Genomic DNA, 26,393 nt, shown 5'->3' with positions numbered 1-26,393 from the left:
TGAACCCCCACTGAAATTCACCAGGACCCCATGAAGCTTTTCCCCTACGGCCACGCCACCCATCCGCAATGGCAGATGGCGGCCGGCCTGGTGCTGGCGCAGTTGCGCGCCTACCTGGCGCTGCCCGGTTATGCGAAGTCGCCCACGCTGGCGCTGCTGTACATCACCGACCATTACGCGCCGCACGCGCAGGACATCCTCGACCACCTGAGCGCCGAACTGCCCGACGTCACCGACTGGAGCGGCACGGTGGGCGTGGGCATCGCGTCGAACAACGTCGAATACTTTGACGAGCCGGCCCTCACCGTGATGCTGTGCGAGTTGCCGCACAACCAGTACCGCGTGTTTTCCGGCGTGTCGCCGCTGCCGCCGGCCAGCAGCGGCCGCTTCAAGGCGCACACCGCGCTGGTGCATGCCGATGCCGCCACGCCCGACGTGGCCGAGCTGATCGCCGAAATGGCCGAGCGCACCGACAGCGGTTATGTGTTCGGCGGCCTGGCTTCGAGCCGCTCCAGCACCGTGCAGTTCGCGCTCAGCGGGCACGGCAACGTCAAGGGCCAGGGCGCGGCGGGCGGCGTGTTCAGCGGCGGCCTGAGCGGCGTGGCCTTCGGCCGCGGCGCGGCGCTGATGTCGCGCATCACCCAGGGTTGCCGGCCGGTGTCGGCCGACCATGAAATCACGGCCTGCGAATCCAATGTGGTGACGGAGCTTGACGGCAAGCCCGCGCTCGACGTCATGCTGGCCGACCTGGCCGTGTCGCTGGACGAGCCGCGCGAGGCGCTGGCCAAGGTGCGCACCACGCTGGTCGGCCTTAGCCGGCCGGCCGACATTCCAGACGACGGCGCGCCCCATGCCGCCGGCCGGCGTGCGGGCCAGTTCGGCGCCGAGGTGCGGGTGCGCCATTTGATCGGGTTGGACCCGGCGCGCCGCGGCATCGCGATTGCCGAGGTGCCGGCCGTGGGCATGAAGCTGGCTTTCTGCGAACGCAACATGGAAGCCGCGCGCGCCGACCTGATCCGCGTCTGCGCCGAAATCCGCGAAGAGCTGGAGCCCGAGGAGGTCACGCTGGAAGTTGCCAGTGCGTTGAGTGCTTCGGACGCAGAATCGGCGCCGCATGCCGCGCGGCGCATTGCCGGCGCGATCTACGTGAGCTGCTCAGGGCGGGGCGGGCCGCACTTCGGCGCGCCCAGCGCCGAGATGCAGATCGTGCGGCGGGCTTTGGGCGATGTGCCGCTGGTCGGGTTTTTCGCCGGCGGCGAGATCGCGCGTCACCACCTTTATGGTTACACCGGCGTGCTGACGGTGTTCACTGCGCCGGCCTAAAGCACCTGGGCTTCGAGCAATTCCACAGGGTCGCCATAACGCGCGGCCATTGCGATCACTGAGGGATCGCGCAGCGCGCACAAAAAGCCGTCCTTGATCAGGGTCTGCTCGCCCGCGGTGACCGTGCCGTCCAGCGTGATCAGGTCCATGTGCACAGGCGGCTCCTCCCAGTCGGGCATCACGCGGCGTATGTAGTCGCTGGGCTGGGCCAGGTCGATGCCGAAGTGCAGCGCGCCCGGCGCGTTCGAGCCGGCCGGGTAGACCGTGTGGCGCGGCGCCTTGGGGTTGAAACCGCAGCCGCCGCCCTCGATCATGCGGCCGCCCACCAGCATCTCGCGCAGGATCACGGCTTCCTCCGAGATGCCCTCGACCGAGGAAATCGTGTCGCCTTCAAAACGCACGGCGATTTTTTCCTCGAAGGGTTTTGCAAAGCCGACCGCCCACTGCGGATAGAGCACGCCGGCCATGGGCACCACGGCCTTGAAGTCGTTCTTGACCGAGTTATGGTCCCAGAGGTTGGGGCCGTGCGTCGGCAGGTAATGCACGTAGCAGCCGTCTTCCTCGGCCGTCATCTGGCCGCGCCAGCGGTTGGTGGCCAGCTGGTTGGCGCGCATTTCCTGCGTGAAGCTGATGCGGAAGTCGCTGCCGCGCGCGTCGGTAAAGCGCAGGTCGAAGTCGCCTTCGGTCGGGTAGCGCGCGGCCGTGCCGCGGATGATCTCGCCGATGACGTCGACCGGAAAGCGCGCCTGCGGCGTGTGCAGCAGGTCAAGGTTGCGGAAGTAGGTGATCTTGACCCAGCGCTGCCCCGCGCGGCGCAGGTTGATGCACAGCGGGTCCAGGATGGAGCAGAACCAGGTCGACACCACAAAGGTGGCCTTCTTGAGCATGGCGTGCACTTCTTCCGGCACGGCCGTCACCTGCGTGCTGGGCTCCATATAGATGCGCACTTCGGCGCCGCGCGATTTGGCGATGCCGATCACCGCGTCGATCACGCGCGGGTCCAGCAACGGGTCGGCCAGCATCAGCACCCGGTCGCCCGGGCGTATCGCCATCACGCGCGAGAAGTTGTCCAGCGCCTGGAAAAAGTATTTGGTGTCGGTCAGGTTGGCCGCCACGGGGACGGGCAGGCCGACGTAGGTGGAACTGGGGTTCATCGTGGTTCTCGGTGAAATTGCATGCATAGAGCCGTATTTTCGACTTTGCCTTGCTAAATATTACCAGTAAACGCGATATTTACTTAGCCTGCTAATGTAATTGCATGCAATTGGACGTGGCGTCACTTTGCGCATATGCATTTGCCAGCAGGGGCCGCGGGACTGGCTTTGCCAGACCGCAGGCGCAGCGGCCCCTCTCGTGATGAAAGGGGCAGGGAGATGCCGCAGGCTACGCGAAGTGAGCGACCGTGGAAGCTACTTCCTCAATGCAGCAAAGGCTTCAAACTCCCAGCTGCGCATGGCCAGCAGCAGGGTGTAGCCCTCGCGGTCCTTCTCGCCCAGCTTCTGGTCGCTCTGGTGCTGCTGGGCAAAATCCTGGGCCACACGTTGCATGCGTTCCAGGAAGGAGGGGGCCAGGCCGCGGCTGATGGAGCCGTGCACCAACAGCAGGCCTTCGCCGTTGCCGTCGAAGCCGCCGGAGAAATAGTCCAGCAGGGCGTTCTCGCGGAAGTAGTCCATCACCGCGCCATGCGGGCGCCAGCGGAAAGTCTTGGCGAGCTTGAGCCGGTAGCGGTTCAGCGGCTTGAGTTCGATGATGCCGATGCGGTCCAGCTGCGCCAGGTACTTGATGCACTCGGCCTCTGTAAGGCGGTAGCTGCCGGTGATCTGCTCCAGCGTCCATTGCGAGAGCACGCAGATGGCGGTCAACAGCAGCTTCTTGTCGGCCACCACGGCTTTTTCCTGGGCTTCAGTCAACTCCGCCAGCAGCGGCTGCGTATCGGCGATGCGCCTGGCGAGGTCGGCAAAGTCCAGCTTGAGCGCGCGGCAGATCGCGTCTATGCGCGACAGCGGCATGTCGCCCTTGGCCAGCATGCGCTTGACGCTGGACTCGGCCATGCCCAGCTTGGCGGCCAGGTCCGCATAGGTCATGCGGGCGGCCTTGAGTTCTTTTTTGAGGACGGTGACGAGGTCGGCGGTGGTGCTCATGGGTATCGATTATGGATACTTCCGGTTCGATGGGGCTCCACCGCGCTGAATTTTGATGCTGGCGGCCATGCCCGCCCCGCACAGTGCGGCTCACTCATAGACATACAGAGGAGCTTGCACATGCCATCCATCCCACCCATTCTTCACCGCCGCGTCGAGCCTCTCCCGTGGCACGCGCGCCCGGCTGCCCTGGTCTGGCGCCGCGAATGCCTGCTTGCCGGCGTGTTCCTGCTATTGCTGGCAACGGCGCTGCTGGGGCCTTCGGTGGCGCAACCTTCGCAGTACCACGACTTTGCCGACCAGCGCAACTGGGGCTGGCTGCCGCACGCGATGGACGTCCTCAGCAACCTGCCGTTTGCGCTGTGGGGCATGGTGGGTGGGTGGGCGCTACTGCGCGCTGTGCGCGTGCGCGCGGTCGATGCCGCAACGGCCGCCATGGCCGGCTTGTTCTTTGGCGGGCTGTGGGTGACGGCGGCGGTGTCCGCGGCCTACCATTTGCAGCCCGGCGACGCGGGCCTGGTCTGGGACCGGGGCGGCATGGTGCTGGCCTTTGCCGGGCTGCTGGGCCTGGCGGCGATGCAGGCCGTCAGCGTGCGCGCCGGGATGGCGCTGGCCACGGCGGTGCTGGTGCTGGGGCCACTGTCGGTGCATGCCTGGTCGCTGACCGGCAATGTGCTGCCCTGGGCGGTGTTGCAGGGAGGCGGCATGGTGTTGATCTTGGGCTTCGCCTGCCTGCGGCCCGCACAGGCGCGGGAGTTGCCGGTCCGCTGGGCTGTGCTGATTGCAATTTATGCGCTGGCCAAGCTGCTGGAGCTGGGCGACCACGCCGTCTTTGAATGGACGGGCCAGCTGGTGTCGGGCCACAGCCTCAAGCATGTGGTGGCCGCCTGCGCCGCCTGGCCCGTCTTCATGGCCCTGCTGGCCGCCCGGAAATTCAGGGCAGAATCCAGTGCACCGTCAAAGAACAGAGCAGGCCAGGCGCCCCGGCGCAGAGCCCGCCGCACAACAACCGAAACGAGGAGTCAAGCATGAGTGTTGATATGGCCGCACCGGTGTCGCCGCCGCCTGTTCACGAGCACCCGAACCAGTTCGCGCTGCTCAAGCAACGCCGCTTCGCGCCTTTTTTCTGGACGCAGTTTTCCGGCGCGGCCAACGACAACCTCTTCAAGTTCGCTTTCACCGTGATGGTGACCTACCAGCTCAGCGTGAGCTGGCTGCCGCCGGCGCTGGCCGGGCTGGCGATAGGCGCGCTGTTCATCCTGCCGTTTCTGCTGTTCTCGGCCACCAGCGGACAGCTCACCGACAAGTTTGAAAAAACGCGCGTGATCCGTTTCGTCAAAAACCTCGAAGTGGTGATCATGCTGATCGCGGCCGTCGGCTTCATGAGCGACAACGCCAACGTGCAGGTGCCTGTACTGCTGGGCTGCACCTTTTTGATGGGGCTGCACTCCACGATCTTCGGCCCGGTCAAGTTTGCCTACCTGCCGCAGGCGCTCAACGAGCGCGAACTCACGGGCGGCAACGGCATGGTCGAGATGGGCACCTTCGTGGCCATCCTGCTGGGCCAGGTCGTGGGCGGGCTGATGGTGGCCGTGCCGCAGGTCGGGCCCGACTATGTGGCGATTGCCTGCGTCGCCCTGGCCCTGGTCGGCCGGCTGGTGTCGCAGTTCATTCCGCTCACGCCGGCGACAGACCCGGGCCTCAAGATCAACTGGAACCCGGTCACGGAAACCTGGCGCAACCTCAAGCTTGCCAGCGGCAACGTGGTGGTGTTCCGCTCCATGCTGGGCATCAGCTGGATGTGGTTTTTCGGCGCCGTCTTCCTGAGCCAGTTCCCGAGTTTCGCCAAGGAAGTGCTGCACGGCAACGAGCAGGTAGCCTCTTTGCTGCTGGTGGTGTTCTCCATCGGCATCGCCACCGGCTCGCTGCTGTGCGAAGTGCTCAGCAAGCGCCATGTGGAGATCGGCCTGGTGCCGGTGGGCGCCATCGGCATGAGCGTGTTCGCGGTGGACCTGTATTTCGCCTCGCGCGGCCTGCCCGCCGTGCCCGTCATGAGCCTGGGCGAGTTCATGGCGCAGCATGCGCACTGGCGCGTGATGCTGGACTTGGCGCTGCTGAGCCTCTTCGCCGGCCTGTACAGCGTGCCCATGTACGCGCTGATCCAGTTGCGCAGCCAGCCCACGCACCGCGCCCGCATCATCGCGGCCAACAATATTCTCAATGCGCTGTTCATGATCGTCAGCGCCATCCTGGCCGGCGCGTTGCTCAAGGCCGGCTTCAGCATTCCGCAGATATTCCTCTTCGTGGGCCTGGCCAACGCGGTGGTGGCTTTCTACATCTTCATGCTGGTGCCCGAGTACCTGCTGCGTTTCGTCGCGCTGATTTCCTCGCGCCTGGTTTACCGTTTCAAGATCACCGGCGACGACAACATCCCGGCGCAGGGCGCGGCCGTGCTGACCTGCAACCACGTCAGTTTTGTCGACCCGGTGCTGCTGATGGCCGCCAGCCCGCGCCCCATCTATTTCGTGATGGACCACCGCATCTTCAAAATGCCGGTGCTGGGCTGGCTGTTCCGCCTGGCCAAGGCCATCCCGATCGCGCCGCGCACCGAAGACCCGGCGCTCTACGAAGCGGCTTTCGAAGCGGCCGCCAAGGTGCTGCGCGACGGCGACCTGCTGGCCATCTTCCCGGAAGGCGGCATCACCAAGAACGGCGAACTGCAGGCCTTCAAGGGCGGCATCATGAAGATCCTGGAGAACGCCGAGCGAGACGGCCTGCAGGTGCCGGTCGTGCCCATGGCGCTGACGAATCTGTGGGGATCCTTCTTCAGCCGCGTCGAAAAAGGCACGGCGATGGTCAAGCCGTTTCGCCGTGGGCTCTTCAGTCGCGTAGGCTTGAACGTCGGTGCTCCCCTGGCGGCTGAAAAAGTGGCGCCTGAGAGCCTGCGCGCCGAAGTCGAACAGCTTTTTCAACAGGGAGGCATATGAAATCGCTTCAGTTTTTCAAGGCGCAAGGGCGCTTGTCCCGCGGAGGTTTCTGGTTTCACGGGCTTGTCGTCTGGGGTGTGCTTTATCTGGTGTGGAGCGCACTCGGCAGTTCTACGGCAAGCGTACTGACATGGATCGTCAACCTGCCCGCGCTGGCGGCGCTGGTGTTGCTTTGCATCCGGCGGTTGCATGACCGGAATTATTCCGGCTGGTGGTTGCTGCTTGTAGTGGTCCCCGTGGCGGGGGCGCTCTGGCTGGTCTGGCAGCTGGCCTTGCGGCGCGGCGTTCCCGAAGGCAACCGCTGGGGCCCGGACCCGCTGTTGCCGCGCGGCGACTATCTCGTGGTCCGGTAAAGCGTCAAAAAAAGAGGGGGCAGGGGAATGCAGCAGAACTCATTGATCGTCAACGACGTCACAGGCCTGAACCCGGTGGCGGTCTGGGCCATCAGCAAACCGAAAACCGCGGCCGACGTGGCCGACGCCATACGGCGCACCGACGGGCCGCTGTCCGTGGGCGGCGGGCACTTCAGCATGGGCGGCCAGACTGCCAGCCCGGGCAGCCTGCACCTGGACATGCGCGACATGAACCAGGTCATCGCATTTTTTCCGCAGGACAAGGTGATCCGCGTGCAGGCCGGTATCCGCTGGTGCGACATCCAGCGTTTTGTCGATCCGCACGGCCTGGCCGTCAAGATCATGCAGACCTATGCAAACTTCACGGTCGGCGGCGCGCTCAGCGTGAACTGCCATGGCCGCTACATGGGTTTGGGTGCCGTGGTGATGTCGGTGCGCGAAATCCGGGTGGTTCTGGCCGACGGCAGCGTGCAGGACGCTTCGCCTTCCGTCAATGCGGAACTCTTTTATGCCGTGATCGGCGGCTACGGCGGTGTGGCGGTGATCGTTGAGGCCGAACTGGACCTGGCGGACAACACCAAGGTCAAGCGGCTGGCCCGCAAGATGAGTGCCGCCGAATACATCAGCCACTTCAAGGCCAAGGTCAGGTATTTTCAGGACGCGGTTTTCCACAATGCCGACCTTTACCCGCCGCACTACCGCAAGGTGCGTTCCGTCACCTGGGCGCGCACCGACGAAGCCACCACCGAGTCAAGGCGTTTGCAGCAAGGCGGCGAAACCTATCCCGTGAACCGCTATTTTGTATGGGCCGTGACCGAAACCCCCTTGGGGAAATGGCGACGCGAATACCTGATCGACCCGCTCCTATATTTTTTCCGCAAGGTGCACTGGCGCAACTTCGAGGCGGGTTACGACGTGGCGGAGCTTGAGCCGGCTTCGCGCAAGTACACGACCTATGTATTGCAGGAGTACTTCATTCCGGTGGAGCGTTTTGACGACTTCGTGCCGATGATGGCGGAAATCCTGCAGCGATATCGCGTCAATGCACTCAACGTGTCGGTGCGGCATGCACGGCAGGACCCCGGCACCCTCCTGGCATGGGCCAGGGGTGAGACCTTTGCGTTTGTTCTTTATTACAAGCAGCGCACCCGGGACAACGCGATCAACCGCGTCTCGGTCTGGACGCGCGAGCTGATTGATGCGGCCATCAGTGTCGGCGGCAGCTACTACCTGCCTTACCAGCCGCATGCAACGGCGGAGCAGTTTCATGCCGCCTATCCGCGGGCCAAAGAGCTGTTCGCGCTGAAACGCAAGCTCGATCCGCAATTTCGCCTGCGCAATGTCCTTTGGGACAAATACTACGCGCCCACACTGAACGACTCCAACACCTGAACGACAGGGCCTGCCATGACCACTACCCCACAAGCCTCGGAATTTCGTGCCGTTTTCAGTGTCCCTCGCTGGCACGACGGTTTTTACAAATTCCTGCAGAACATCTACCGCCTTTATCCCGAGGACCGGTTTCACACGCTGATCAAGAACACCTCGGCCGAACTCGACAACGACGAAGCCATTTACCGCAGGCTCCAGCGTGAGTTGCCGAAGATCAAACCCTTCATGGCGGACCTGACCCTGGCCTTGCCGGCGCTCTTCAAACAGAAGAAGGAAATGGCCGACCAGACCCAGCGGCTCCTGGGCGGCAAAAAGCAGATTGACGGTTATGTGGAGATCGGCTCCACCGGCCGCTATATCAGCGAGCTGAGGAAGCGCATCAAAGTCAATGGCCCCATCACCCTGGTCAATGATGTGGCGCCCACCAACTCGCCGGTGGACATCGCGGAGCGCGGCGGCCTGTTCAAGATCGGCGATTTTGTGCCGATGAACGACCATGACCCGCTGCCGGCGAGCCTTCCCGATGCCAGTGTGGACCTGGTGACCTGCTACATCGGCCTGCACCACTGCCCCCTGGACAAGCTGGATGCATTTGTTGCCTCCATCGTGCGCGTGCTTAAACCGGGCGGCATGTTCATCCTGCGCGACCATGACGTCACGACGCCCGAGATGTTCACGTTTGTCTCACTGGTACACACGGTCTTCAATGCCGGCCTGAACGGTGCATGGGAAACCAATCAGCGGGAGTTACGCCACTTCCGGCCTGTCGCCGAATGGGTTGCTTACCTTGGTGAACGCGGATTGAAGGACAGCGGCAAGCGCGAGTTGCAGGCGCATGATCCTTCCGACAACGTGCTGTTGGCGTTCATCAAATCCGGCGAGGCTGTCGCATGAGGCGCTGGCTGCGCAATCTCACGGTTGCATGTGCATTCGCTGCGCTCGTCGGTGCGGCGCCGGCCGCCGGTCCTGCGCCGCTGGCAGGGCCCGAGCACGTGCGCGGCGTCGAGCAGACACTGCTCACTTACCCCGAGTGGTTCCTGGTGTTCAGCCCCTATGAGTACGGCGAGTTCATAGGCGCCGGCGCACCCAGCCGCTTTCCTTTCTATGGCCATATCGGCCAGTTCTGGGAAAGCTACAAGGCCGTCTTCGACGAGACGCGCCGCCGCGGGCTCGACCTCAATCCGGGTTACCACCTGATGATCATGGTGATAGGCACCAGCACGACGGTGGAGTATGCGGTCAAGTCCGCGTATGAAACGCTCATCGCACGGCTCGCCGAATCGCTGGCCGCCCGGCCCACGCCCGAGGACAGGCATGCGGCCGGCGTTGCGCAGGACTATGTACGGTTCATCCGCGTGCAGCCCTGGTACCTGTATGACTTCGACAAGGCGCTGGCAGGCCTCTGGCGTGATGTGCCTCTCACCGGGCCGGACATGGCCCGCAAGTGGGAGCGCCGCTTTGCGCTTACGACCGAATACCTGGTCAAGGCGGGTTATGCCCGGCTGATCAAGCTGGGCACGCAGACGATTTACGACGCGCCATTGCCGGTCACAGCCGTGGTGGCAAAGCCTGTGCCGCGCGCTGATGCCGCGTTGCCGGAACTGAAGGTGCTCTCGCCGACGCCCGACGGCTCGGCGCTGGTCACTATTCCCCGCTATGAAGCTTTCATGAGCTATGCGCAGGCGCTGGCGATGCAAGGTGTCAATTTCAGCGAGATCGCGGGCAATAGTTCCTTCATTCTGGTCAGCGTGCTGGCGCCTGACGCCTGGGAACCCGCCAGCCCGGCCACACCATTGCTGAAGCAGGCCATCCTCACCCGGCCCGGGATCCAGCGGGTCGTGTTGACGGTGCCTGTTCAACACCTTGCCGAGTCGCTGCGCCAGTGGCAAGCCGGCAAGCTGCAGATAGAGCATGTTTTTGACTACTAGGCGGCGTGAGCGGAAGCCGGGGCGCCGCTGGTTTTTTTACCCTTGGCGTGTGCTCGTTGCGCTGGTGGCTTGCCTGTTGCTGGTTGTGGCTTTTTCGTGGGCGCGCATGCTGTGGGTCGAAGACCGCGGCCCGCGCCAGGCCGCGCCCGCGCAAGGGCGCTGGCTGCATGCGCATGATGTCGAGCTCTACGTGCAGGAGTTCGGCGACCCGGCCGCGCCGCCGCTGGTCCTGACCCATGGCACCGGCGCCTGGAGCGGCACCTGGGACCAGAACGTGCAGGCCATGGCCGCCGCGGGCTACCGCGTCATTGCGGTCGATCTGCCGCCTTTCGGCTTCAGCACGCGGCCCGCCGCGCGCGACTACAGCCGTGCCGCGCAGGCGCGCCGCATCATCGGTCTGATCGACGCGTTGAAGCTGGGCCCGGTGACGCTGTTGGGCCACTCCTATGGCGGCGGCCCCGCGGCCGAAGCCGCCATGCTGCAACCGGATCGCGTGCGCCATCTGATCCTCGTCGATGCTGCGATCGGCTTGGTGGAGAATCCCGCGCCGGCGAAAAGCGGCGGCGTAGTGGCGGGCCTCTTCGGCATTCGCCCGCTGCGCACGGCCCTCATTGCCACGGTCGGCACCCAGCCCTTGTTCAGTGAATTCTGGTTGCGCAAGTTCGTGGCCCGCAAGGAAGTCGTCACGCCTTCGCGCACCGCGATCTACCGTGAGCCCTTTGTGCTGGACGGCTTCACCGCCAGCCTGGGTGACTGGGCAGCGCAGTTTGCCGGTGAAAGCGGCAAGTCCCTCAGCGAGAGGCCTGAAGGCTTTCGCAAACTGCCCATGCCGTTGACGCTGGTCTGGGGGCAGGAGGACACGATCACGCCGCTGTACCAGGCCCGGACGCTGCAGAGGCTGGCCGCCGGATCACGCCTGCTGGTGCTACCCGGCGTCGGGCACATTCCGCAAATTGAAGATCCGGCCCTGTTCAATCTGCGCATGGCCGAGATACTGCGGCATCCCTAGGCTGGAGGGATAGAAAGTATCGAAATTCAATACTTGTCGGTTATTTTTGAAGAACTGTATTGTCATTTGCGTCAATTTTGGGGCGTCGGCCGCACAGTAGCGGCACCCCAACAACCGCGAAGGTTTTTATGCAGACGCTGATACACCGTGACTCCAAACCCTGGCAATTGCAGGTCTGGGTTTCTTTTTTGATCGCCGTTTTTCTGTGCGCCGTGGGCCTGTCTTACCTGCCCGGTAAGGACCTGGACCGCGCCTTCATGGTCATGGGTTATTTCTTCTGCCTGTCGGCGGCCTTTGTGTTGGCCAAGTATGTGCGCGACCAGGAGAAGAGCAAGGCCGAAGGCAAGCTGGCCGACACGCCGATGTTCAAGCTGGTGGTGTGGGGCGGTTTCTTGCTGGCCATGTCGCTGACGGGCTGGGGACTGTGGCGCATGGAGGTCAATGAAACCTACAAGGCTTTCCTGGGCGTGAGCTGGCTTTACCTGATCACCTGCAGCTTCACGCTGGCCAAGACCCTGCGCGACCGCCACGAGGCCGACCTCAGCGAAGCCCGCCTGGGCCGCCCCGCGCGCAACAACGCCGCCAACGAATAAACACACTGCACACACAACAAGGAGTCATCATGAAAAACCGATTTGCCGCTTACTGGATCGCCGCCTGCTTCACCCTGGCGGGAGGCGCCACGTTCAATGCGCAGGCCCAGTCCGAAGCCTCAGCCCTGAGCGCCGTGTCGGCCCTGCCGGTGGCCTCCGTTGTGGCCGGCGCCAGCGCCGCCGCGGGTGCCGTGGTCGCCATTCCGGTCGTGCTGTCCACGGCGGGCGCCGTGCTGGTGATCAAGACCGTGGAAAGCACGGCCCGCGGAACCGTGTATGTGCTGGAGCGCGCCTCCGACGGCGCCCGCGCCAGCATCGAGGTGGTGGGCAAGGGCGTTGCCGGCGCGTCCATGGTGGTCGGCACGGCCGTGACGGTCAGCGTGGTGGGCGCGGGCGTGGTGCTGTCGGCGGCCGGGGAGGCGATTGCCTTTATTCCCAATGCGCTGGGCCGCGCCCTGCTGCACAACGAACGCCTGACGCAATAAAGGAAACCGCACCGTGAAAATCTTCAAAGCCCTTTTGCCCTTGCTGCTGGCAAGCGTTTTCACAGGCGCGGCACCGGCCGCCCACGCGGGGCGTTCCTGCGAAGCCCGTAAGACCACGCCGCAGACGGTCGAGCGCGCCATGACGCTGGCCGAAAAAACCCTGGCTTCGCTCAACGCCAGCGGCGAAAAAGTCGTGCTGCTGGCGCGCGCCGGCCAGGACCTGGGCAAGTACGGCATCCGCTATTCGCACCTGGGCCTGGCCTACCAGCTGCCCGACGGGCAGGGCGGTATGACCTGGCGCGTGGTGCACAAGCTCAACAGCTGCGGCACCAGCGACTCGGCGGTCTACCGGCAGGGGCTGGGCGAGTTTTTCCTCGATGACTTGTGGCGCTTCGAAGCGGCCTGGGTGGCGCCCGCGCCGCAAGCGCAAGACCAGTTGCTGGCCTTGCTGCAGGACCCGGTGCGCCTGACGGCCATGCACCACAAGCCCTACAGCATCGTGAGTTATGCCTGGGGCCGCAAATACCAGCAGTCCAACCAGTGGGCGATTGAAACCATGGCCGCCGCCGCGGAGCCTGGCGTGACCACACGCGAAAAAGCGCAGGCCTGGTTGCAGTTCAAGGGCTACGAGCCCACGGCGCTCAAGCTGGGGCCCCTGACCCGGCTGGGCGGCCGCGTGACCGCGGCGAATGTCGCGTTTGACGACCACCCCAACGACAAGCGCTTTTCCGACCGTATTGAAACCGTCACGGTGGACTCGGTGTTTGACTGGCTGCAGCGCGCGCGCATGACGGACGGCAAGCCCGTGTCTGTGATCAAGCTGTGAGCGATGTGTTTGTGATGTTCAGCAACCGGAGATAAGCATGGCCAATACTTTGCGACTGACCGAAAAATGGATGCACCGCGGCCTCTGGCTGGTGGCTTTTGTGTTTGCCGGCTTCCTGATCGGGCTGGGCGGCACCGTGGTGGGCGACCTGCCCAAGGTCGAGAAGCAGCTTTCGCTCGACGACTACATGGATGCGAACGCCAGCAATGCGGCGCGCAACGCCATCAAGGCCGCTGAGATCGCCGAGCGGGATGCCCAGGCCGCGCTGGACCAGGCCCAGCTCAAGCGCCGCGCCGCGCAGGCCGATTCGGCCGCCGCACGCGAGACCTTCGACAACTGGCTGTCCACGCGGCGCGCCACGCAACTGGCGGAACAAGACACCGAGCTGCTGTCGCGCACGCGCGCGCTGGACGTGCTCAAGGACCGCGAACGCGCGGCCGGCGTGGCCGTCGAAGCCCAGCAGCAGGCCGCGCTCGATGCGCGCCAGGGCGCCGCGCGAGAACGCCGCAAGCTCGGCGAGATGGAAGAGGCCGCGCAGCTGCAACTCAACGCCGAATACCGGCGCGTGGAACTGCGCGTCTTCTTGTACCGCCTGGCCCTGACGCTTCCGTTGCTGGTGGCGGCCGGCTGGCTGTTCGCGAAAAAACGCAAAAGTACTTACTGGCCCTTTGTCTGGGGTTTTATCTTCTTCGCGGTGTTCGCCTTCTTCGTCGAGCTGGTGCCTTACCTGCCCAGCTATGGCGGTTATGTGCGTTACATCGTGGGCATCGTCGTCACGGCGCTGGTGGGCCGGCAGGCCATCGTCTCGCTGAACCGCTACCTGGCAAAACAGAAGCTGGCCGAGCAGTTGCCCGACGCGCAGCGCCGCGAGGAACTGAGCTACGACACGGCGCTCACGCGCCTGTCAAAAAGCGTGTGCCCCGGTTGCGAGCGGACGGTGGACCTGAAAAACGCGGAAATCGATTTTTGCCCGCATTGCGGCATAGGCCTGTTCGACCACTGCTTCAAATGCACAACGCGCAAGAGCGCGTTCGCCAAGTTCTGCCACGCCTGCGGCAGCACGGCGGACAAAAAACTGAAGCTGCCGCAGACCGGCGCCGACGACGCGCCGGCGCTCTGAGCCGATTCAGACGGGGCGGCCGAAGAAGGGGTAGCCCGGGTCGTTGTAGCCGTGGCTGGACGCGTGGCCGGGCACAACGAGTTCATTGACGAAATCTTCGTCGTCCTTGTCCAGCACCAGGTCCACCGCACCGTAGACGTCCTCCAGGTGCGGCAAGGTGCGCGGTCCCACGATGACCGAACTGATCAGCGGGTTGGCCAGCACCCAGGCCGCGGCGAACTGGCCGGGGACCTGGCCTTTGGCTTCGCAGCGCGCCTTGATCTTCTGCGCGATCACCAGTGATTCCTCGCGGAACTCGGTCTCCAGGATGCGCTTGTCACCGCTGCCGGCGCGTGTGCCTTCGGCGGGCGCCTGGCCGGGCGGGTACTTGCCCGTGAGCACGCCGCGCGCCAGCGGGCTGTAGGGCACCACGCCCAGGCCGTAGTGGCCGCAGGCCGGCAGGATCTCGACTTCCGGGCCGCGATTGAGCAGGTTGTAATAAGGCTGGCACACGGCGGGCTGCGGCACGCCCAGTTCCTTGCACAGGCGCACCACCTCGGCGATGCGCCAGCCGCGAAAGTTGGAGAGGCCGAAGCTGCGCAGCTTGCCCGCGCGTATCAAATCACCCAGCGCGCGCACCGCTTCCTCAAGGTTTTCTTCGTGGTAATCACGGTGCAGGTAGAGGATGTCCAGGTAGTCGGTCTGCAGGCGCGCCAGGATGGCGTCGGTTTGCTGGACCAGCCAGCGGCGCGAGTAGTGGCTCTCGTTGACGTTCTCGCTGACCGCGTTGCCCAGCTTGCTGGCCAGCACCCAGTGCTGGCGCTGGCCGGCCAGCAGTTTGCCCACATCCTTCTCGGACTGGCCCTGGTTATAGACGTCGGCGGTGTCGATGAAGTTGAGCCCGTGCTCGCGGGCCGAAGCCACGATGCGCGCCGCCTCCTCAAAAGGCGTCTGCTTGCCGAACATCATGGTGCCCAGGCACAGGGCGGAGACTTTGAGGTTGCTGTTTCCGAGGCGGCGGTATTGCATGGTCATCTTGCGCAGAAGTGAGGGAAGGTGTGATGGTGCCTGAGCCTGGGTCTTTGTGCTGTGTGTCGGCTATTGGCTGGCGCTGAGTTACTGGCGAATTTCGATGAAGTATCCGATTTTGATGCTTGTCGTATCCATTGGGTGATCTTGTATCTTTAAATGCAACCTTTTTGATATCCCGCCGCACACTGCCTCCACAAGCATGTGCTTGGGCCTTCGGGTTATGTATGAAGATCAATTCTTCCCTGTTCTCCCTGTCACGCCTCTCACGGTTGTCTCGCCGCACGGCCCTGGCCGCCGCGGTGCTGGGCGCCACCGCCCTGACGGGCTGCTACGTCGTGCCGGTGCAGCCCGGCCATCCGCCGGTCAGCTCCACGGTGTATGTCACGCCGGCCATGCCGGCCAGCACGACCTTTGCGGCGCGGCTGTATCCGTCCAACGACATCGCCCAGGCCTACGGCATGGTGGGCGCCGTGGTCTCCAACGACATGAACGGGCGCGGCACTTTCACTACCAACATCAATGGTGAGAGTTTCAACGGGGAAGCCACGCGCATCGCGGGCTCATCCGTGCGTGAAGGCGTGGCCAACGGCTCCGGCAGCCGGGGCAGCTACATCAGCTGCCGCTACCAGATGAACTCGTCCACCATGGGCACCGGGCAGTGCAAACTGTCCAACGGCGCGCAGTTCACCATGCACGTGGGCGGCTAAGCCTCAGGGACTTATTGTCCCAGCTGCTCCGCAGCCGCGACCTGCGGGGCCGCCTTGAGGTGGCCCACGTAGCGCAGCGGCTTGTGAATCATGATGGAGGGCACGTCGCCCTCCCGCATGTGCAGCAGGTCGCCGGGGTTGATCAGGCGCGGGTCGGCGTCGGTGAGCGGCAGGCCCGCGCTGCGATACGCCTCCAGGATGAACTGCGAGCAGAAGAACTGGTCGTTGCGCCCCAGGCCCAGCTGCACGGCCGCAATGCCGCGTATGCAGAAGTCGCGCACCATGGACGGCACCAGCGGCAGCTCGCACATGCGCCGCTCCAGCGCGAACGGGGCCTGCAGCATCACGCCGACGTAGTTGTATTTCTTGCCTTCATGGCTGGCCACAAAGGTGTTGATCTGCACGGCCTGCCCCGAGGTGAGGTCGGGATGGCGAAAGGCCACCACCGTCGCCTCGTCGTCCAGCAGCGCCGACACGCTGCGGATGCGTATGCCCGAGCCCACGGCTTCGGCGATCTGCCGGTTGCCCATATAGACCGCCGCATGGCTTACGGGCGACAGCGTGATCAGGCGGATGCCGATGGAGTTGATGCCGTTTTCGGCCGTAAGGATGATGTCGCCGGGCAAAAGCGCGTCGGCGCCTATCAGCTCCCCGCCATTGCCGGGGTTGAGCGCCATGTTCTGGAAGCCCAGCGTGGGCGCGCCTGTGGTCTCATGCGGCTTGATGGCCGTGGCGCAGCCGCCCAGCGCCAGCATGGCCACGAGGGCGAAAACCCCTGCAAACCTCGGGAATCGGGTCATGGAACTTCCTTTGTGAAACTTGCAGGGAGGGTGGTTCAAGGAGCCGCTCGCTCGACCAGGTATTCCTTGGCGTACCAGAAGGTCTCGGGCGACTTGAAGGCGCCCAGTGTGCCTTCCTTTTCATCCTGGCGCGAACGCAAGTCCCAGCGCTCGTCGATGACGCGGCATTGCTCGCAGGGCTTTTGCCCGGCGCGGCGCTGCACCAGCGCGTAACGCGTGGTCTTGAAGAGCGCCTCCACGTCCTGGTAATCGACAGGCTGCGCGGCGAAATAGGGAACGATTTTGGCGCCGGGGATGATGAACTCGTAACGCTCGAAATGCCCGTTGAAGTTGCTGGGCACCGACACGGCCTGGCCTTTGAGCAAGGCGTTGGTCTCCGCCCGGAAGCGGCCCATGTCGCCGTTGAAGGGTGCGGTGACCCAGGCCAGCGCGAACAGCACGCCAAAGCTGCTGAGCGCGGTCACCGGGCGCGTCCATGCCGGCTTGAACATGCCCGCGACGCAGGCCACGGCCAGCCCAGCCAGGAAGATCCAGTACAGCGGCGAGAACAGCCAGGCATCCTGCGTGGCCCGCACGCCGCCGTAGCCGATCAGGCCCATGGCCAGCGCGCCTATGAGGCAGATCACCAGGGTCAGGCTGAACCAGATGCGCGCGATGCGTTCCCAGTAGAGCGCGATCAGCACGGCCAGGGCCGGCATCGCGGGAATCAGGTAGCGCGTGGAGCGCTGCGTGGGCACCATGAACACCAGCGCGAAGGCCAGCAGCCAGATCCACAGGGCTTTTTCGGTGTCGCTGATGGTTTGTGCCGTGCCCCGGCGCTGGCGCCAGGCCTTCCACGCGGCCCAGGTGCAGCCGACCGCGACGGGCAGCAGGAACAAGGCGTTGGAGTAATAGCCCGTCAGGATGGTCAGGATGCCGCTGCTGCCGCTGAAGGCGATGGCGAAGTAGCCCTTCGACGAGTTCATCTTGCCGGCGTTTTCACCGACGACGAATTCGCGCCAGACTTCGCCCGGCTGCGGGTCTATGGCAAACCACAGGCCGAAAATCGCGAGGGCCAGCAGGCAGATGGCCGCCACCTTGATGCCGTCGACCACGACACCGCGACGGAAAACGTCCCATGGCGCCTTGCGCGCGCCCAGCACCTGGTAGCACAGCGCCAGCGCAAAGCCGACCGGCACCACCATGACAAAAGACTTGTAAAGGCAGCCTATGCCGATGGCGAGCCCGGCGAGCAGCGGAAACGCCCAGCGCGAGGCCAGCAGTTTGGCCGGCGACCAGGCGAGCGCAAACAACACACCGAACAGCCAGAAGGTTTCGGGCGCGCTGGTCAGGTAGGGCCGGCCGTAGCGGTAGGTGCTGAAGAAGGACAGGTAGACGATGGCCGCGAGGGCGCCCATGGCCAGCGCATGGCGGCGGCGGTCGGCCGGTGCGGCTTCGCCGAGGACGATCTTCCAGGCCAGCAACGCGGTCATCAGGGCAGTCGCCCAGGTATAGGCAATGCTGGGCAGGCGCAGGTTGAGCAGCGTCCAGTGATCGCCCCAACCGCCGGCCACCATGGCCTGCCAGAACAGCACGGGCGGCTTGGTGTTGCGCATGAAGTCGTAAGAACTCACCAGCGGCAGCCATTTGCCGGTTTCCGCCGTCAGCCGCGCGATGTGGGCATAGACCAGTTCGTCGCCGTTGCGAGGGATGTGGTCGCCCGCCAGGCCGAACAGGTAGCCCAGCGCGACCAGGATGGCCAGCCCTATCCAGACGCGATGGGCGGGCAGGCGGGTTTTCAGGGACTCAAGGCTTGTCATGGACGTCGGGCGAAGGGGTTTCGTCTGTGGCCACAATTTTGGCCTTGCGGCGGCGGAATGTCATGCGGTCGTTGGCCACAAAATTGCAGACGCTGGACAGCGCGATGGCCAGCACGTTGGCCAGCAGGTAGTGCATGTACAGGGCCAGCCATTTGGTCAGCAGCGACTGCAGCACGATGGCGAGACCCGCTGCCATGACGTACTTGAAGAACAGGAACAGCGCCGAATGGTGGGCTTCGTGCTTGCGGTCGCGCCAGGTCAGGCGCCGGTTCCAGTAGAAGTTGCTGATGGTGGCGACGGTGATCGCCAGCGCGATGGAGTAGTTGAGCCGGTCGTGGAAATCCGCAATGTGGCGGAACAGAAATTCCTGCGCGAGGTACAGCACCGCGAGGTTGACCACCGTGCCGCTGGCGCCCACCACGCCGAACTTGATGAAGCGCCAGCGCACCATGGGCTGCAGGCGCTCGGGCAGGCGCCGGATGACGGCCTCGGCAAAGGATCGGAGTGTGGACATCGGTGTGTGTGTGGCGTCAGGGCGCTGCCAGGCACTCGCGCGATTTGGCCAATACGGCTTCGGGTGCGATGACTTTCAGGCACTGGTTGTCACCGTCGCAATAAGACGAGCGGTGGTTGTAGGCGGTCAGGCAGGGCGAGCAGGGCCACTGGCTGTAGAAGGAATGGCACTGCGGCGTGAGCGGTGCATACAGGCCCGGCGTTTCCGGGCCGAACAGCATCAGCGTCCAGATCGGCGTGAGCGCCGCGAACTGCCCCGGCCCGCCGTCGTTGGTGACCAGCAGGCGCGCCACATGGAACAGCGCCAGCAGCTCGGAAATTGAGCGTGTGTAGCCGGTCAGGTCGATCACGGAACCGGTCGGGCTGGCCGGGAAGGCGGCCTGCACATTGGCCACCAGTTGCCGCGCCAGCGCCTGGTCGTCCTTCAGGCCGATCACGGCCACCGCGCAACCGTCGGCCACCAGGCCCTGGCACAGCGCGGTGTAAGACTCCAGCGGCCAGGCACGTATCGGCAAAATGCCGCCACCTGGGTAGACCAGCACCAGCGGCTTGCCGGCAATCGCGGGAAAGTCCTGTGCCAGGCGCGCCTGGATACCGGGCACCAGCGATGCGTCCAGCTGCACGTGCGGCGGCGCTTTGCCGGCGCCCGTCAGCGCCAGGTTGGCCGGCAGCTTGGATTTGGGTACGGCGGTGGAATCAATCGCGCGCGCCAGCGTCAGGAACTGCGCGCTGATGTGGTGATACGGGTTGTAGGGCACGGGCCGGTTGATGTGCGAGCCGCGGTACAGGCCTTCCTGCGTGTGGCGGTGAAAGCCCACGCGGATGCGCGCGCCGCTGGCATACGACAACAGGCTGCTGATGCGCGAGAACAGCTCGCAGTCGATCGCCACGTCGACGTGCGCGCGGCGCAGCTCGCCAATCGCCTTCCACAGGCTGGACAGCAGGCCGCCCAGCGACTTGTCGTCCACCGTGTGCACATGGGCAGGGTCCACCACCTTCATGAGGTCCAGGATTTCGCGGTTCTTGCCGAACAGCAGGGCGTGCAGCGGCGCGCCGGGGTAGCGCTGCCTGAGCTGCGCGAACATTTCGTGGGCCAGCACCAGGCTGCCCATTTCCGACAGCAGGATCACCACGATGGCGCGGGGCGCGGTAGCGGCCTTGTCATCCTTGCGAAAGCGCCGCGCAACGGCGTCCACGGCGGAAACGGCCGCGCACAGCGGAATGCCGGCCCAGCGGTCTATCCATCGTTGCAGGTTGATGTTCATCAAACGCCCCGTTGCCTGTCGGCACGGAACTGTACGGTGAATTCACCGAAGCGGCCGGCGTCCAGCGCGTCGCGCACTTCCTGCATCAGGTTGAGGTAGTAATGCAGGTTGTGGATGCTGGACAGCATGGGGCCCAGCATTTCGCCGCAGCGATCCAGGTGGTGCATGTAGGCGCGCGAGAAGTTTTTGCAGGTGTAGCAGGTGCAGGTCGCGTCCACGGGCTGGTCTTCGGTCTTGTAGCGCGCGTTGCGGATCTTCAAATCACCGAAGCGCGTGAACATGTGGCCGTTGCGCGCATTGCGGGTCGGCATCACGCAGTCGAACATGTCGACGCCGGCGGCCACGCCCTCGACCAGGTCTTCGGGTGTGCCCACGCCCATCAGGTAGCGCGGCTTGCCCGCCGGCAGGCGGTGCGGCGTGTGCGCCATGATGCGCTGCATTTCTTCCTTGGGCTCGCCCACGCTGACGCCGCCCACGGCGTAACCGGGCAGGTCCAGCTCGACCAGCGCGTCCAGCGATTCCTGGCGCAGGTTTTCAAACATGCCGCCCTGCACGATGCCGAACAGCGCATTGGGGTTCTCCAGCTTGTTGAACTCGGCGATGCAGCGGCCGGCCCAGCGCAGGCTCAGTTCCATGGAGCTGCGCGCCTCGCCTTCGGTGGTGATGTGGCCCTTGGTGTCGTAGGGCGTGCATTCGTCGAACTGCATCACGATGTCGCTGTTGAGCACCGTCTGGATCTGCATCGAAATTTCGGGCGTCAGGAACAGCTTGTCGCCGTTGACGGGCGAGGCGAACTTCACGCCTTCTTCGGAAATCTTGCGCATCTCGCCCAGCGACCAGACCTGGAAGCCGCCGCTGTCGGTCAGGATGGGCTTGTTCCAGCTTTCAAACTTGTGCAGGCCGCCGAACTGCTGCATCACGTCCAGGCCGGGCCGCATCCACAGGTGGAAGGTGTTGCCCAGGATGATCTGCGCGCCCATGTCGTGCAGCGACTGCGGCATCACGCCCTTGACCGTGCCATAGGTGCCGACCGGCATGAAGATGGGGGTTTGCACCACGCCGTGGTTGAGCGTCAGTTTGCCGCGGCGGGCGTAGCTGCCGAGGTAGGCGCCGGCGCCTTCGCCGGCCGGGGCGTCGGTCTTCAGAACTTCAAAATCGAGCATCTCGTGATTGTCGCAGGTGTGTTTAAGGCTGTTTCGCAGGGCTTTTGCGCGCCAACAGCATGGCGTCGCCGTAGCTGAAAAAGCGGTAGCGCTGGGCAATCGCATGCCGGTACAGCGCCATGATGTGCTCGTAGCCCGAAAACGCGCTGACCAGCATCATCAGCGTGCTTTTGGGCAGGTGGAAGTTGGTCAGCAGCAGGTCGACCACGGCGAATTCATAGCCCGGCGTGATGAAGATGTTGGTGTCGTCGCACCCGGGGCCGAATTTGGCATGCGACTCCAGCGCGCGCACGGTCGTCGTGCCCACGGCCACCACGCGGCCGCCGCGCGCCTTGCAGGCGGCAATGGCCTCCCGCGTTGCAGCAGGCACCTCAAAGCGCTCGAAATGCATGGTGTGGTCGGCGATGTTCTCGGCCTTGACGGGCTGGAAGGTGCCGGCGCCCACGTGCAGGGTCACGCTGGCGCGCCGGATGCTGCACGCCTCCAGCTCGGCCAGCACGGCCTCGTCAAAATGCAGCGCGGCCGTGGGCGCGGCCACCGCGCCTGGGTTTTTCGCAAACACCGTCTGGTAGCGCTGCTCGTCGTCGGCGGAATCGGTGTGGGTGATGTAGGGCGGCAGCGGCACGTGGCCGTGCTGCGCCATCAGGCCGTAGGGGTCGCTGCTCAGGCGAAAGCGGTACAGCGGCCCGCTTTCCTCGGGCCAGCGGCCCAGCAGGGTGGCGGTGAAGCCGCCGTCCATTTGCAGCACCGCGCCCGGCAGCGGTTTTTTGCTGACCTTCATGTGGGCGGCGACCTCATGGCCTTCGTCCGCATGCGGCGACAGCACGCGCTCTATCAGCAGTTCCAGCTTGCCGCCGCTGGCTTTCTGGCCGAAGAGGCGGGCCTTGACGACCTTGGTGTCGTTGAAGACCAGCAGGTCGCCCGGCAGCAGCAGGCCGGGGAGTTCGGTAAAACGCCGGTCCACCGGCGGGCTTTCGCGCCCGTCAAGCAGGCGCGAGGCGCTGCGCTGGGCGGCGGGGTGTTGGGCTATGAGTTCTTCGGGCAGCGTGAAATCGAAATCGCCGAGGGTGAAATGGGTCTTCATGAAGGCACAATTGTCCCATGCCGCCGCCCAGTGCCTCCGCCCGAAAAGCCGCTCCGCCCGAGGCTGCGGACGGGAGCGCAGCCGCGCCGCAGGCCAAGCCTGAAAAGGCCCTTGCCAAATCGCCTGCGCAAAAAGCCCTCGAAAAGCTGGGCCTGCGCCGCGACATCGACCTGGCCCTGCATTTACCCTTGCGCTATGAGGACGAAACCCGCATCGTGCGCCTGGCCGATGCGCGCGACGGCGACCTGGTGCAGATCGAAGGCGTGGTGACACACAGCGACATCGCTTTCCGCCCGCGCCGCCAGCTGCGCGTGACGGTGGACGACGGCAGCGACACCTGCGTGCTGCGCTTCATCAACTTCTACCCGGCCCACCAGAAAACCCTGAGCGTGGGCGCGCGGGTGCGCGTGCGCGGCGAGCTGCGCGGCGGTTTTGTCGGCCGCGAGATGATCCACCCCAGCTTCAGGCTGGCCGAGGGCGACCTGCCGGGTGCGCTGACGCCGGTCTATCCCACGGTGGCCGGCCTGCCGCAGAACTATCTGCGCAAGGCGGTGCTCAGTGGCTTGTTCCGCGCCGACCTGCGGGAAACCCTTCCCGAGGAGGTGCTGGGCAAAAGCCTGCCGCAGCCCCTGTGGAGCCTGCGCGAGGCGCTGCAGTTCCTGCACCACCCGGCGCCCGACGTGTCGCTCGCCACGCTGGAAGACCGCAGCCACCCGGCCTGGCAGCGCCTGAAAGCCGAGGAACTGCTGGCCCAGCAGCTGTCGCAGCTGCAGGCCAGGCGCATACGCGCGGCCATGCGCGCGCCGGCGCTCACGGGTCCGCCCATGCGCGGCCCGCAGTGCACGCTGGAAGATCAGTTGCTGGAACGCCTGCCTTTTCGCCTGACCGCCGCGCAGCAGCGCGTGTGCGGTGAGATTGAGGTGGACCTGAAGAAAAACATCCCCATGCACCGCCTGCTGCAGGGCGACGTGGGCGCCGGCAAGACCGTGGTGGCCGCACTGGCCGCGGCCCGCTGCATGGACGCGGGCTGGCAGTGCGCGTTGATGGCGCCCACCGAAATCCTGGCCGAGCAGCATTTCCGCAAACTGATTGGCTGGCTCGAACCCCTGGGCATCAAGACCGCCTGGCTGACCGGCAGCCAGAAGGCCAAGGAACGGCGCGAGATGCTGGCCATGATTGAAAGCGGCGACGCCGGCCTGGTCATAGGCACACACGCGGTGATCCAGGACAAGGTCAAATTCAAAAACCTGGCGCTGGCCATCATCGACGAGCAGCACCGCTTCGGCGTGGCGCAGCGCCTGGCCTTGCGCAGCAAGATGACCGAGGGCGGAGAGGAACCGCATTTGCTCATGATGACCGCCACGCCGATTCCGCGCACCCTGGCCATGAGCTACTACGCCGACCTCGACGTCTCCACCATCGACGAGTTGCCGCCCGGCCGCACGCCCATCGTGACCAAGGTGGTCAGCGACTCGCGGCGCGACGAGGTGGTCGCGCGCATACGCGGCCAGCTCGCCGAAGGCCGGCAAATCTACTGGGTCTGCCCGCTGATAGAAGAAAGCGAGTCGATCGACCTCGTCAACGCCACACAAACGCACGAAGCGCTGGGCGCGGCCCTGCCCGGCGTGATGGTCGGCCTGCTGCATTCGCGCATGCCGGTGGCTGAAAAGAAGGCGGTAATGGCCTTGTTCACCAGCGGCGTGATGGGCGTGCTGGTCAGCACCACCGTGATCGAGGTCGGTGTGGACGTGCCCAACGCCTCGCTGATGGTGATCGAACACGCCGAGCGCTTCGGCCTGAGCCAACTGCACCAGTTGCGCGGCCGGGTCGGGCGCGGCGCGGCGGCTTCTGCCTGCGTGCTGCTGTATTCGACGGGCGATGCGCCCCGGCTGGGCGAAATGGCGCGCGAGCGCCTCAAGGCCATGGTGGAGACCAACGACGGCTTCGAGATCGCAAGGCGCGACCTCGAAATCCGCGGGCCCGGTGAATTCCTGGGGGCGCGCCAGTCCGGCGCGCCGCTGCTGCGTTTTGCCGACCTGGCCACCGACACCGAGCTGCTGGCCTGGGCGCGCAGCCTGGCGCCCTCCATGCTGGACCGGCATGCGGAGCTTGCGCACCGGCACATCCTGCGCTGGCTGGGCGGCAAAGCCGAGTACCTGAAGGCCTGAACAGGCCTGAGATCACCTGCGCGGCACGGCGATTGAGAAAAGCAGCACAATAAGCCCATGACGCTGACCGAACTCAAATACATCGTCGCCGTGGCCCGCGAGAAGCATTTCGGCAAGGGCGCCGATGCCTGCCACGTTTCGCAGCCCACGCTCAGCGTGGCCATCAAGAAGCTTGAGGAAGAGCTGCAGGTCAAGCTCTTCGAGCGCAATGCCAACGAAATCACCGTGACGCCGCTGGGCGAAGAGATCGTGCGCCAGGCCCAGAGCGTGCTCGAGCAGGCCGACAACATCCGCGAGATCGCCAAGCGCGGCAAGGACCCGCTGGCCGGCCCGCTGCGGCTGGGCGTCATTTACACGATTGGCCCTTATTTGCTGCCCGACCTGGTGCGCCAGGCGATCGCGATGACGCCGCAGATGCCGCTGATGCTGCAGGAGAACTTCACCGTCAAGCTGCTCGAAGAGCTGCGCACCGGCGAGATCGACTGCGCCATCCTGGCCGAGCCCTTCCCCGATGCCAACCTGGCGATCGCGCCGCTCTATGACGAGCCCTTCATGGCGGCCGTGCCCAGCGGGCACCCGCTGGCCGCGCTCAAGGGCGTGACGGCCGAGGAACTCAAGAAGGAAACCATGCTGCTGCTGGGCACCGGCCACTGCTTTCGCGACCACGTGCTCGAGGTCTGCCCCGAGTTCGCGCGCTTTTCCAGCAGCACCGAGGGCATACGCAAGAGTTTTGAAGGCTCTTCCCTGGAAACCATCAAGCACATGGTGGCCGCGGGCATGGGCATCACACTGGTGCCGCGCCTGGGCGTTCCCAAAGAGGCCTTGCTGGAACAGGCCGCCGCCAGAAAAACCGCCAAAGGAAAGGCCGCCCCGGTTCGCAACGGTGCGGCCGAGCAGCCTTCCTTCATCAAATACCTGCCTTTCGAAGGCGAGGTGCCCAGCCGGCGCGTGGTGCTGGCCTGGCGGCGCAGCTTCACGCGCTATGAAGCGATCGCCGCTCTGCGCAATGCGATCTATGCCTGCGAGTTGCCCGGCGTGAACCGCCTGTCGTAAATACCGCCTATGGCGGACATAAAGCGCGGCTGTTGCGGCGCCCGCCCTGATTTCGTAAAGTTGTCGCTGAATCTTCAAAAAAGGAAACACCATGGCCAAGACTTCCGCCAAACCCGCACCCTCCATCAACATCGGCATCAGCGAAAAAGACCGCGCGGCCATCGCCAAGGGCCTGAGCCGCCTGCTGGCCGACACCTACACGCTGTACCTGACCACCCACAACTTCCACTGGAACGTGACGGGGCCGATGTTCAACACGCTGCACCTGATGTTCATGACGCAGTACACCGAACTCTGGGCCGCGGTCGACCCGGTCGCCGAACGCATCCGTTCGCTGGGCCATCCCGCGCCGGGCTCCTATGCCCAGTTCAGCAAGCTGGCCTCGATTCCCGACGTGCCCGTCGTGCCGCCCAAGGCGCTTGAAATGGTGCGCATCCTGGTGCAAGGGCATGAGGCCGTTGCGCGTACCGCGCGCGAACTGTTCCCCCTGGCCGACAAGGCCAGCGACGAGCCGACGGCCGACCTGCTGACGCAGCGCCTGACCGTGCACGAACAAACCGCCTGGATGCTGCGCTCGCTGCTTGAGGAGTGAGTCTTGCATGCGCGTTTCAGACGAGGCTGATAACGGCAGATCAGCACCGTTGCAGGAAAACAGCGCGAGGGACGCTTCTTC

25 protein-coding genes are annotated in these 26,393 nt (G+C 64.9%); 16 read left to right on the top strand and 9 right to left on the bottom strand.

Annotated elements, in window-relative coordinates; genetic code table 11:
• Positions 1-30 precede the first annotated feature (30 nt).
• Positions 31-1,323 (top strand): FIST N-terminal domain-containing protein, encoded by a 1,293-nt coding sequence (locus tag ACLV74_RS06350; protein WP_411878521.1) that lies wholly within the window; start codon positions 31-33, stop codon positions 1,321-1,323.
• On the opposite strand, the gene ACLV74_RS06345 is transcribed toward ACLV74_RS06350, so the two are convergent.
• Both ACLV74_RS06345 and ACLV74_RS06340 read right to left on the bottom strand, forming a co-directional pair.
• On the bottom strand, positions 1,320-2,477 hold the full coding sequence (locus ACLV74_RS06345; RefSeq protein WP_411878520.1) for a hypothetical protein: 1,158 nt from the start codon (positions 2,475-2,477) through the stop codon (positions 1,320-1,322). The two genes, ACLV74_RS06350 and ACLV74_RS06345, sit on opposite strands and share 4 nt — an antisense overlap.
• Positions 2,478-2,732: 255 nt before the next feature.
• A complete protein-coding gene (locus ACLV74_RS06340; protein ID WP_411878519.1) occupies positions 2,733-3,464 on the bottom strand; it encodes a helix-turn-helix domain-containing protein in 732 nt (243 codons plus the stop codon).
• A 120-nt stretch (positions 3,465-3,584) separates the two neighbouring features.
• On the opposite strand from ACLV74_RS06340, the gene ACLV74_RS06335 reads away from it, so the two are divergent.
• From ACLV74_RS06335 to ACLV74_RS06285, 11 genes are all read left to right on the top strand, one after another.
• Positions 3,585-4,496, top strand: a complete 912-nt coding sequence (locus ACLV74_RS06335) for a hypothetical protein (protein WP_411878518.1) — start codon at positions 3,585-3,587, stop codon at positions 4,494-4,496.
• On the top strand, positions 4,493-6,451 hold the full coding sequence (locus ACLV74_RS06330; RefSeq protein WP_411878517.1) for an MFS transporter: 1,959 nt from the start codon (positions 4,493-4,495) through the stop codon (positions 6,449-6,451). Before ACLV74_RS06335 ends, ACLV74_RS06330 begins: the two co-directional genes overlap by 4 nt.
• Positions 6,448-6,804, top strand: a complete 357-nt coding sequence (locus tag ACLV74_RS06325) for a DUF805 domain-containing protein (protein WP_411878516.1) — start codon at positions 6,448-6,450, stop codon at positions 6,802-6,804. Before ACLV74_RS06330 ends, ACLV74_RS06325 begins: the two co-directional genes overlap by 4 nt.
• A 27-nt stretch (positions 6,805-6,831) precedes the next feature.
• Entirely contained in the window at positions 6,832-8,196 is a 1,365-nt protein-coding gene (locus ACLV74_RS06320; protein ID WP_411878515.1) for an FAD-binding oxidoreductase, read from the top strand.
• Between the two features lie 15 nt (positions 8,197-8,211).
• Positions 8,212-9,090 carry a methyltransferase domain-containing protein gene (locus ACLV74_RS06315; protein WP_411878514.1) on the top strand — a complete coding sequence of 293 codons (879 nt, stop codon included), beginning with the start codon at positions 8,212-8,214 and terminating at the stop codon, positions 9,088-9,090.
• On the top strand, positions 9,087-10,124 hold the full coding sequence (locus tag ACLV74_RS06310) for a hypothetical protein (RefSeq protein ID WP_411878513.1): 1,038 nt from the start codon (positions 9,087-9,089) through the stop codon (positions 10,122-10,124). Before ACLV74_RS06315 ends, ACLV74_RS06310 begins: the two co-directional genes overlap by 4 nt.
• A gap of 49 nt (positions 10,125-10,173) precedes the next feature.
• Positions 10,174-11,133, top strand: a complete 960-nt coding sequence (locus ACLV74_RS06305) for an alpha/beta fold hydrolase (RefSeq protein WP_411878512.1) — start codon at positions 10,174-10,176, stop codon at positions 11,131-11,133.
• Between the two features lie 128 nt (positions 11,134-11,261).
• On the top strand, positions 11,262-11,726 hold the full coding sequence (locus ACLV74_RS06300; protein ID WP_411878511.1) for a YiaA/YiaB family inner membrane protein: 465 nt from the start codon (positions 11,262-11,264) through the stop codon (positions 11,724-11,726).
• 29 nt (positions 11,727-11,755) lie between these two features.
• Positions 11,756-12,211: a hypothetical protein gene (locus tag ACLV74_RS06295; RefSeq protein WP_411878510.1), complete on the top strand. Its 456-nt coding sequence runs from the start codon at positions 11,756-11,758 to the stop codon at positions 12,209-12,211.
• A gap of 19 nt (positions 12,212-12,230) precedes the next feature.
• Positions 12,231-13,037 (top strand): DUF2145 domain-containing protein, encoded by an 807-nt coding sequence (locus tag ACLV74_RS06290; RefSeq protein ID WP_411878554.1) that lies wholly within the window; start codon positions 12,231-12,233, stop codon positions 13,035-13,037.
• A gap of 37 nt (positions 13,038-13,074) precedes the next feature.
• The gene (locus ACLV74_RS06285) at positions 13,075-14,157 is read left to right on the top strand and encodes a serine endopeptidase (RefSeq protein WP_411878509.1); all 1,083 of its coding nucleotides are present in this window, start codon (positions 13,075-13,077) and stop codon (positions 14,155-14,157) included.
• A gap of 6 nt (positions 14,158-14,163) precedes the next feature.
• Here ACLV74_RS06285 and ACLV74_RS06280 read toward each other — a convergent pair whose 3' ends face one another.
• Complete coding sequence (locus ACLV74_RS06280; RefSeq protein ID WP_411878508.1) at positions 14,164-15,165, bottom strand: aldo/keto reductase; 1,002 nt, start codon at positions 15,163-15,165, stop codon at positions 14,164-14,166.
• Positions 15,166-15,392: 227 nt separating this feature from the next.
• On the opposite strand from ACLV74_RS06280, the gene ACLV74_RS06275 reads away from it, so the two are divergent.
• On the top strand, positions 15,393-15,875 hold the full coding sequence (locus ACLV74_RS06275; protein WP_411878507.1) for a hypothetical protein: 483 nt from the start codon (positions 15,393-15,395) through the stop codon (positions 15,873-15,875).
• Between the two features lie 11 nt (positions 15,876-15,886).
• Here the strand turns inward: ACLV74_RS06275 and ACLV74_RS06270 are convergent, their stop codons facing one another.
• From ACLV74_RS06270 to queA, 6 genes are read right to left on the bottom strand one after another with little or no spacing between them, the layout of a single operon-like run.
• Complete coding sequence (locus ACLV74_RS06270) at positions 15,887-16,675, bottom strand: distant relative of cell wall-associated hydrolase (protein WP_411878506.1); 789 nt, start codon at positions 16,673-16,675, stop codon at positions 15,887-15,889.
• A 35-nt stretch (positions 16,676-16,710) separates the two neighbouring features.
• Positions 16,711-18,474: an ArnT family glycosyltransferase gene (locus tag ACLV74_RS06265; protein ID WP_411878505.1), complete on the bottom strand. Its 1,764-nt coding sequence runs from the start codon at positions 18,472-18,474 to the stop codon at positions 16,711-16,713.
• Positions 18,461-18,988 (bottom strand): GtrA family protein, encoded by a 528-nt coding sequence (locus ACLV74_RS06260; protein WP_411878504.1) that lies wholly within the window; start codon positions 18,986-18,988, stop codon positions 18,461-18,463. The genes ACLV74_RS06265 and ACLV74_RS06260 overlap by 14 nt, the downstream gene beginning before the upstream one ends.
• A 16-nt stretch (positions 18,989-19,004) precedes the next feature.
• Positions 19,005-20,252 carry a glycosyltransferase family 9 protein gene (locus tag ACLV74_RS06255; RefSeq protein ID WP_411878503.1) on the bottom strand — a complete coding sequence of 416 codons (1,248 nt, stop codon included), beginning with the start codon at positions 20,250-20,252 and terminating at the stop codon, positions 19,005-19,007.
• The gene (tgt, locus tag ACLV74_RS06250; protein WP_411878502.1) at positions 20,252-21,415 is read right to left on the bottom strand and encodes a tRNA guanosine(34) transglycosylase Tgt; all 1,164 of its coding nucleotides are present in this window, start codon (positions 21,413-21,415) and stop codon (positions 20,252-20,254) included. The genes ACLV74_RS06255 and tgt overlap by 1 nt, the downstream gene beginning before the upstream one ends.
• A 22-nt stretch (positions 21,416-21,437) precedes the next feature.
• Positions 21,438-22,499, bottom strand: a complete 1,062-nt coding sequence (gene queA, locus ACLV74_RS06245) for a tRNA preQ1(34) S-adenosylmethionine ribosyltransferase-isomerase QueA (RefSeq protein ID WP_411878501.1) — start codon at positions 22,497-22,499, stop codon at positions 21,438-21,440.
• A gap of 17 nt (positions 22,500-22,516) precedes the next feature.
• Here queA and recG point away from each other — a divergent pair, with 17 nt between their 5' ends.
• The 3 genes from recG to ACLV74_RS06230 all read left to right on the top strand — a co-directional run bounded on the left by recG (position 22,517) and on the right by ACLV74_RS06230 (position 26,312).
• On the top strand, positions 22,517-24,667 hold the full coding sequence (recG, locus tag ACLV74_RS06240; protein WP_411878500.1) for an ATP-dependent DNA helicase RecG: 2,151 nt from the start codon (positions 22,517-22,519) through the stop codon (positions 24,665-24,667).
• 57 nt (positions 24,668-24,724) lie between these two features.
• Positions 24,725-25,720: a LysR substrate-binding domain-containing protein gene (locus ACLV74_RS06235; RefSeq protein ID WP_411878499.1), complete on the top strand. Its 996-nt coding sequence runs from the start codon at positions 24,725-24,727 to the stop codon at positions 25,718-25,720.
• Between the two features lie 91 nt (positions 25,721-25,811).
• Complete coding sequence (locus ACLV74_RS06230) at positions 25,812-26,312, top strand: Dps family protein (protein ID WP_411878498.1); 501 nt, start codon at positions 25,812-25,814, stop codon at positions 26,310-26,312.
• Positions 26,313-26,393 lie beyond the last annotated feature (81 nt).

Origin of the sequence: Polaromonas sp. YR568, assembly GCF_943369415.1 — a bacterium.
Lineage (GTDB): Bacteria > Pseudomonadota > Gammaproteobacteria > Burkholderiales > Burkholderiaceae_C > Polaromonas.
This window is presented reverse-complemented; position numbering and strand designations above follow the sequence as displayed.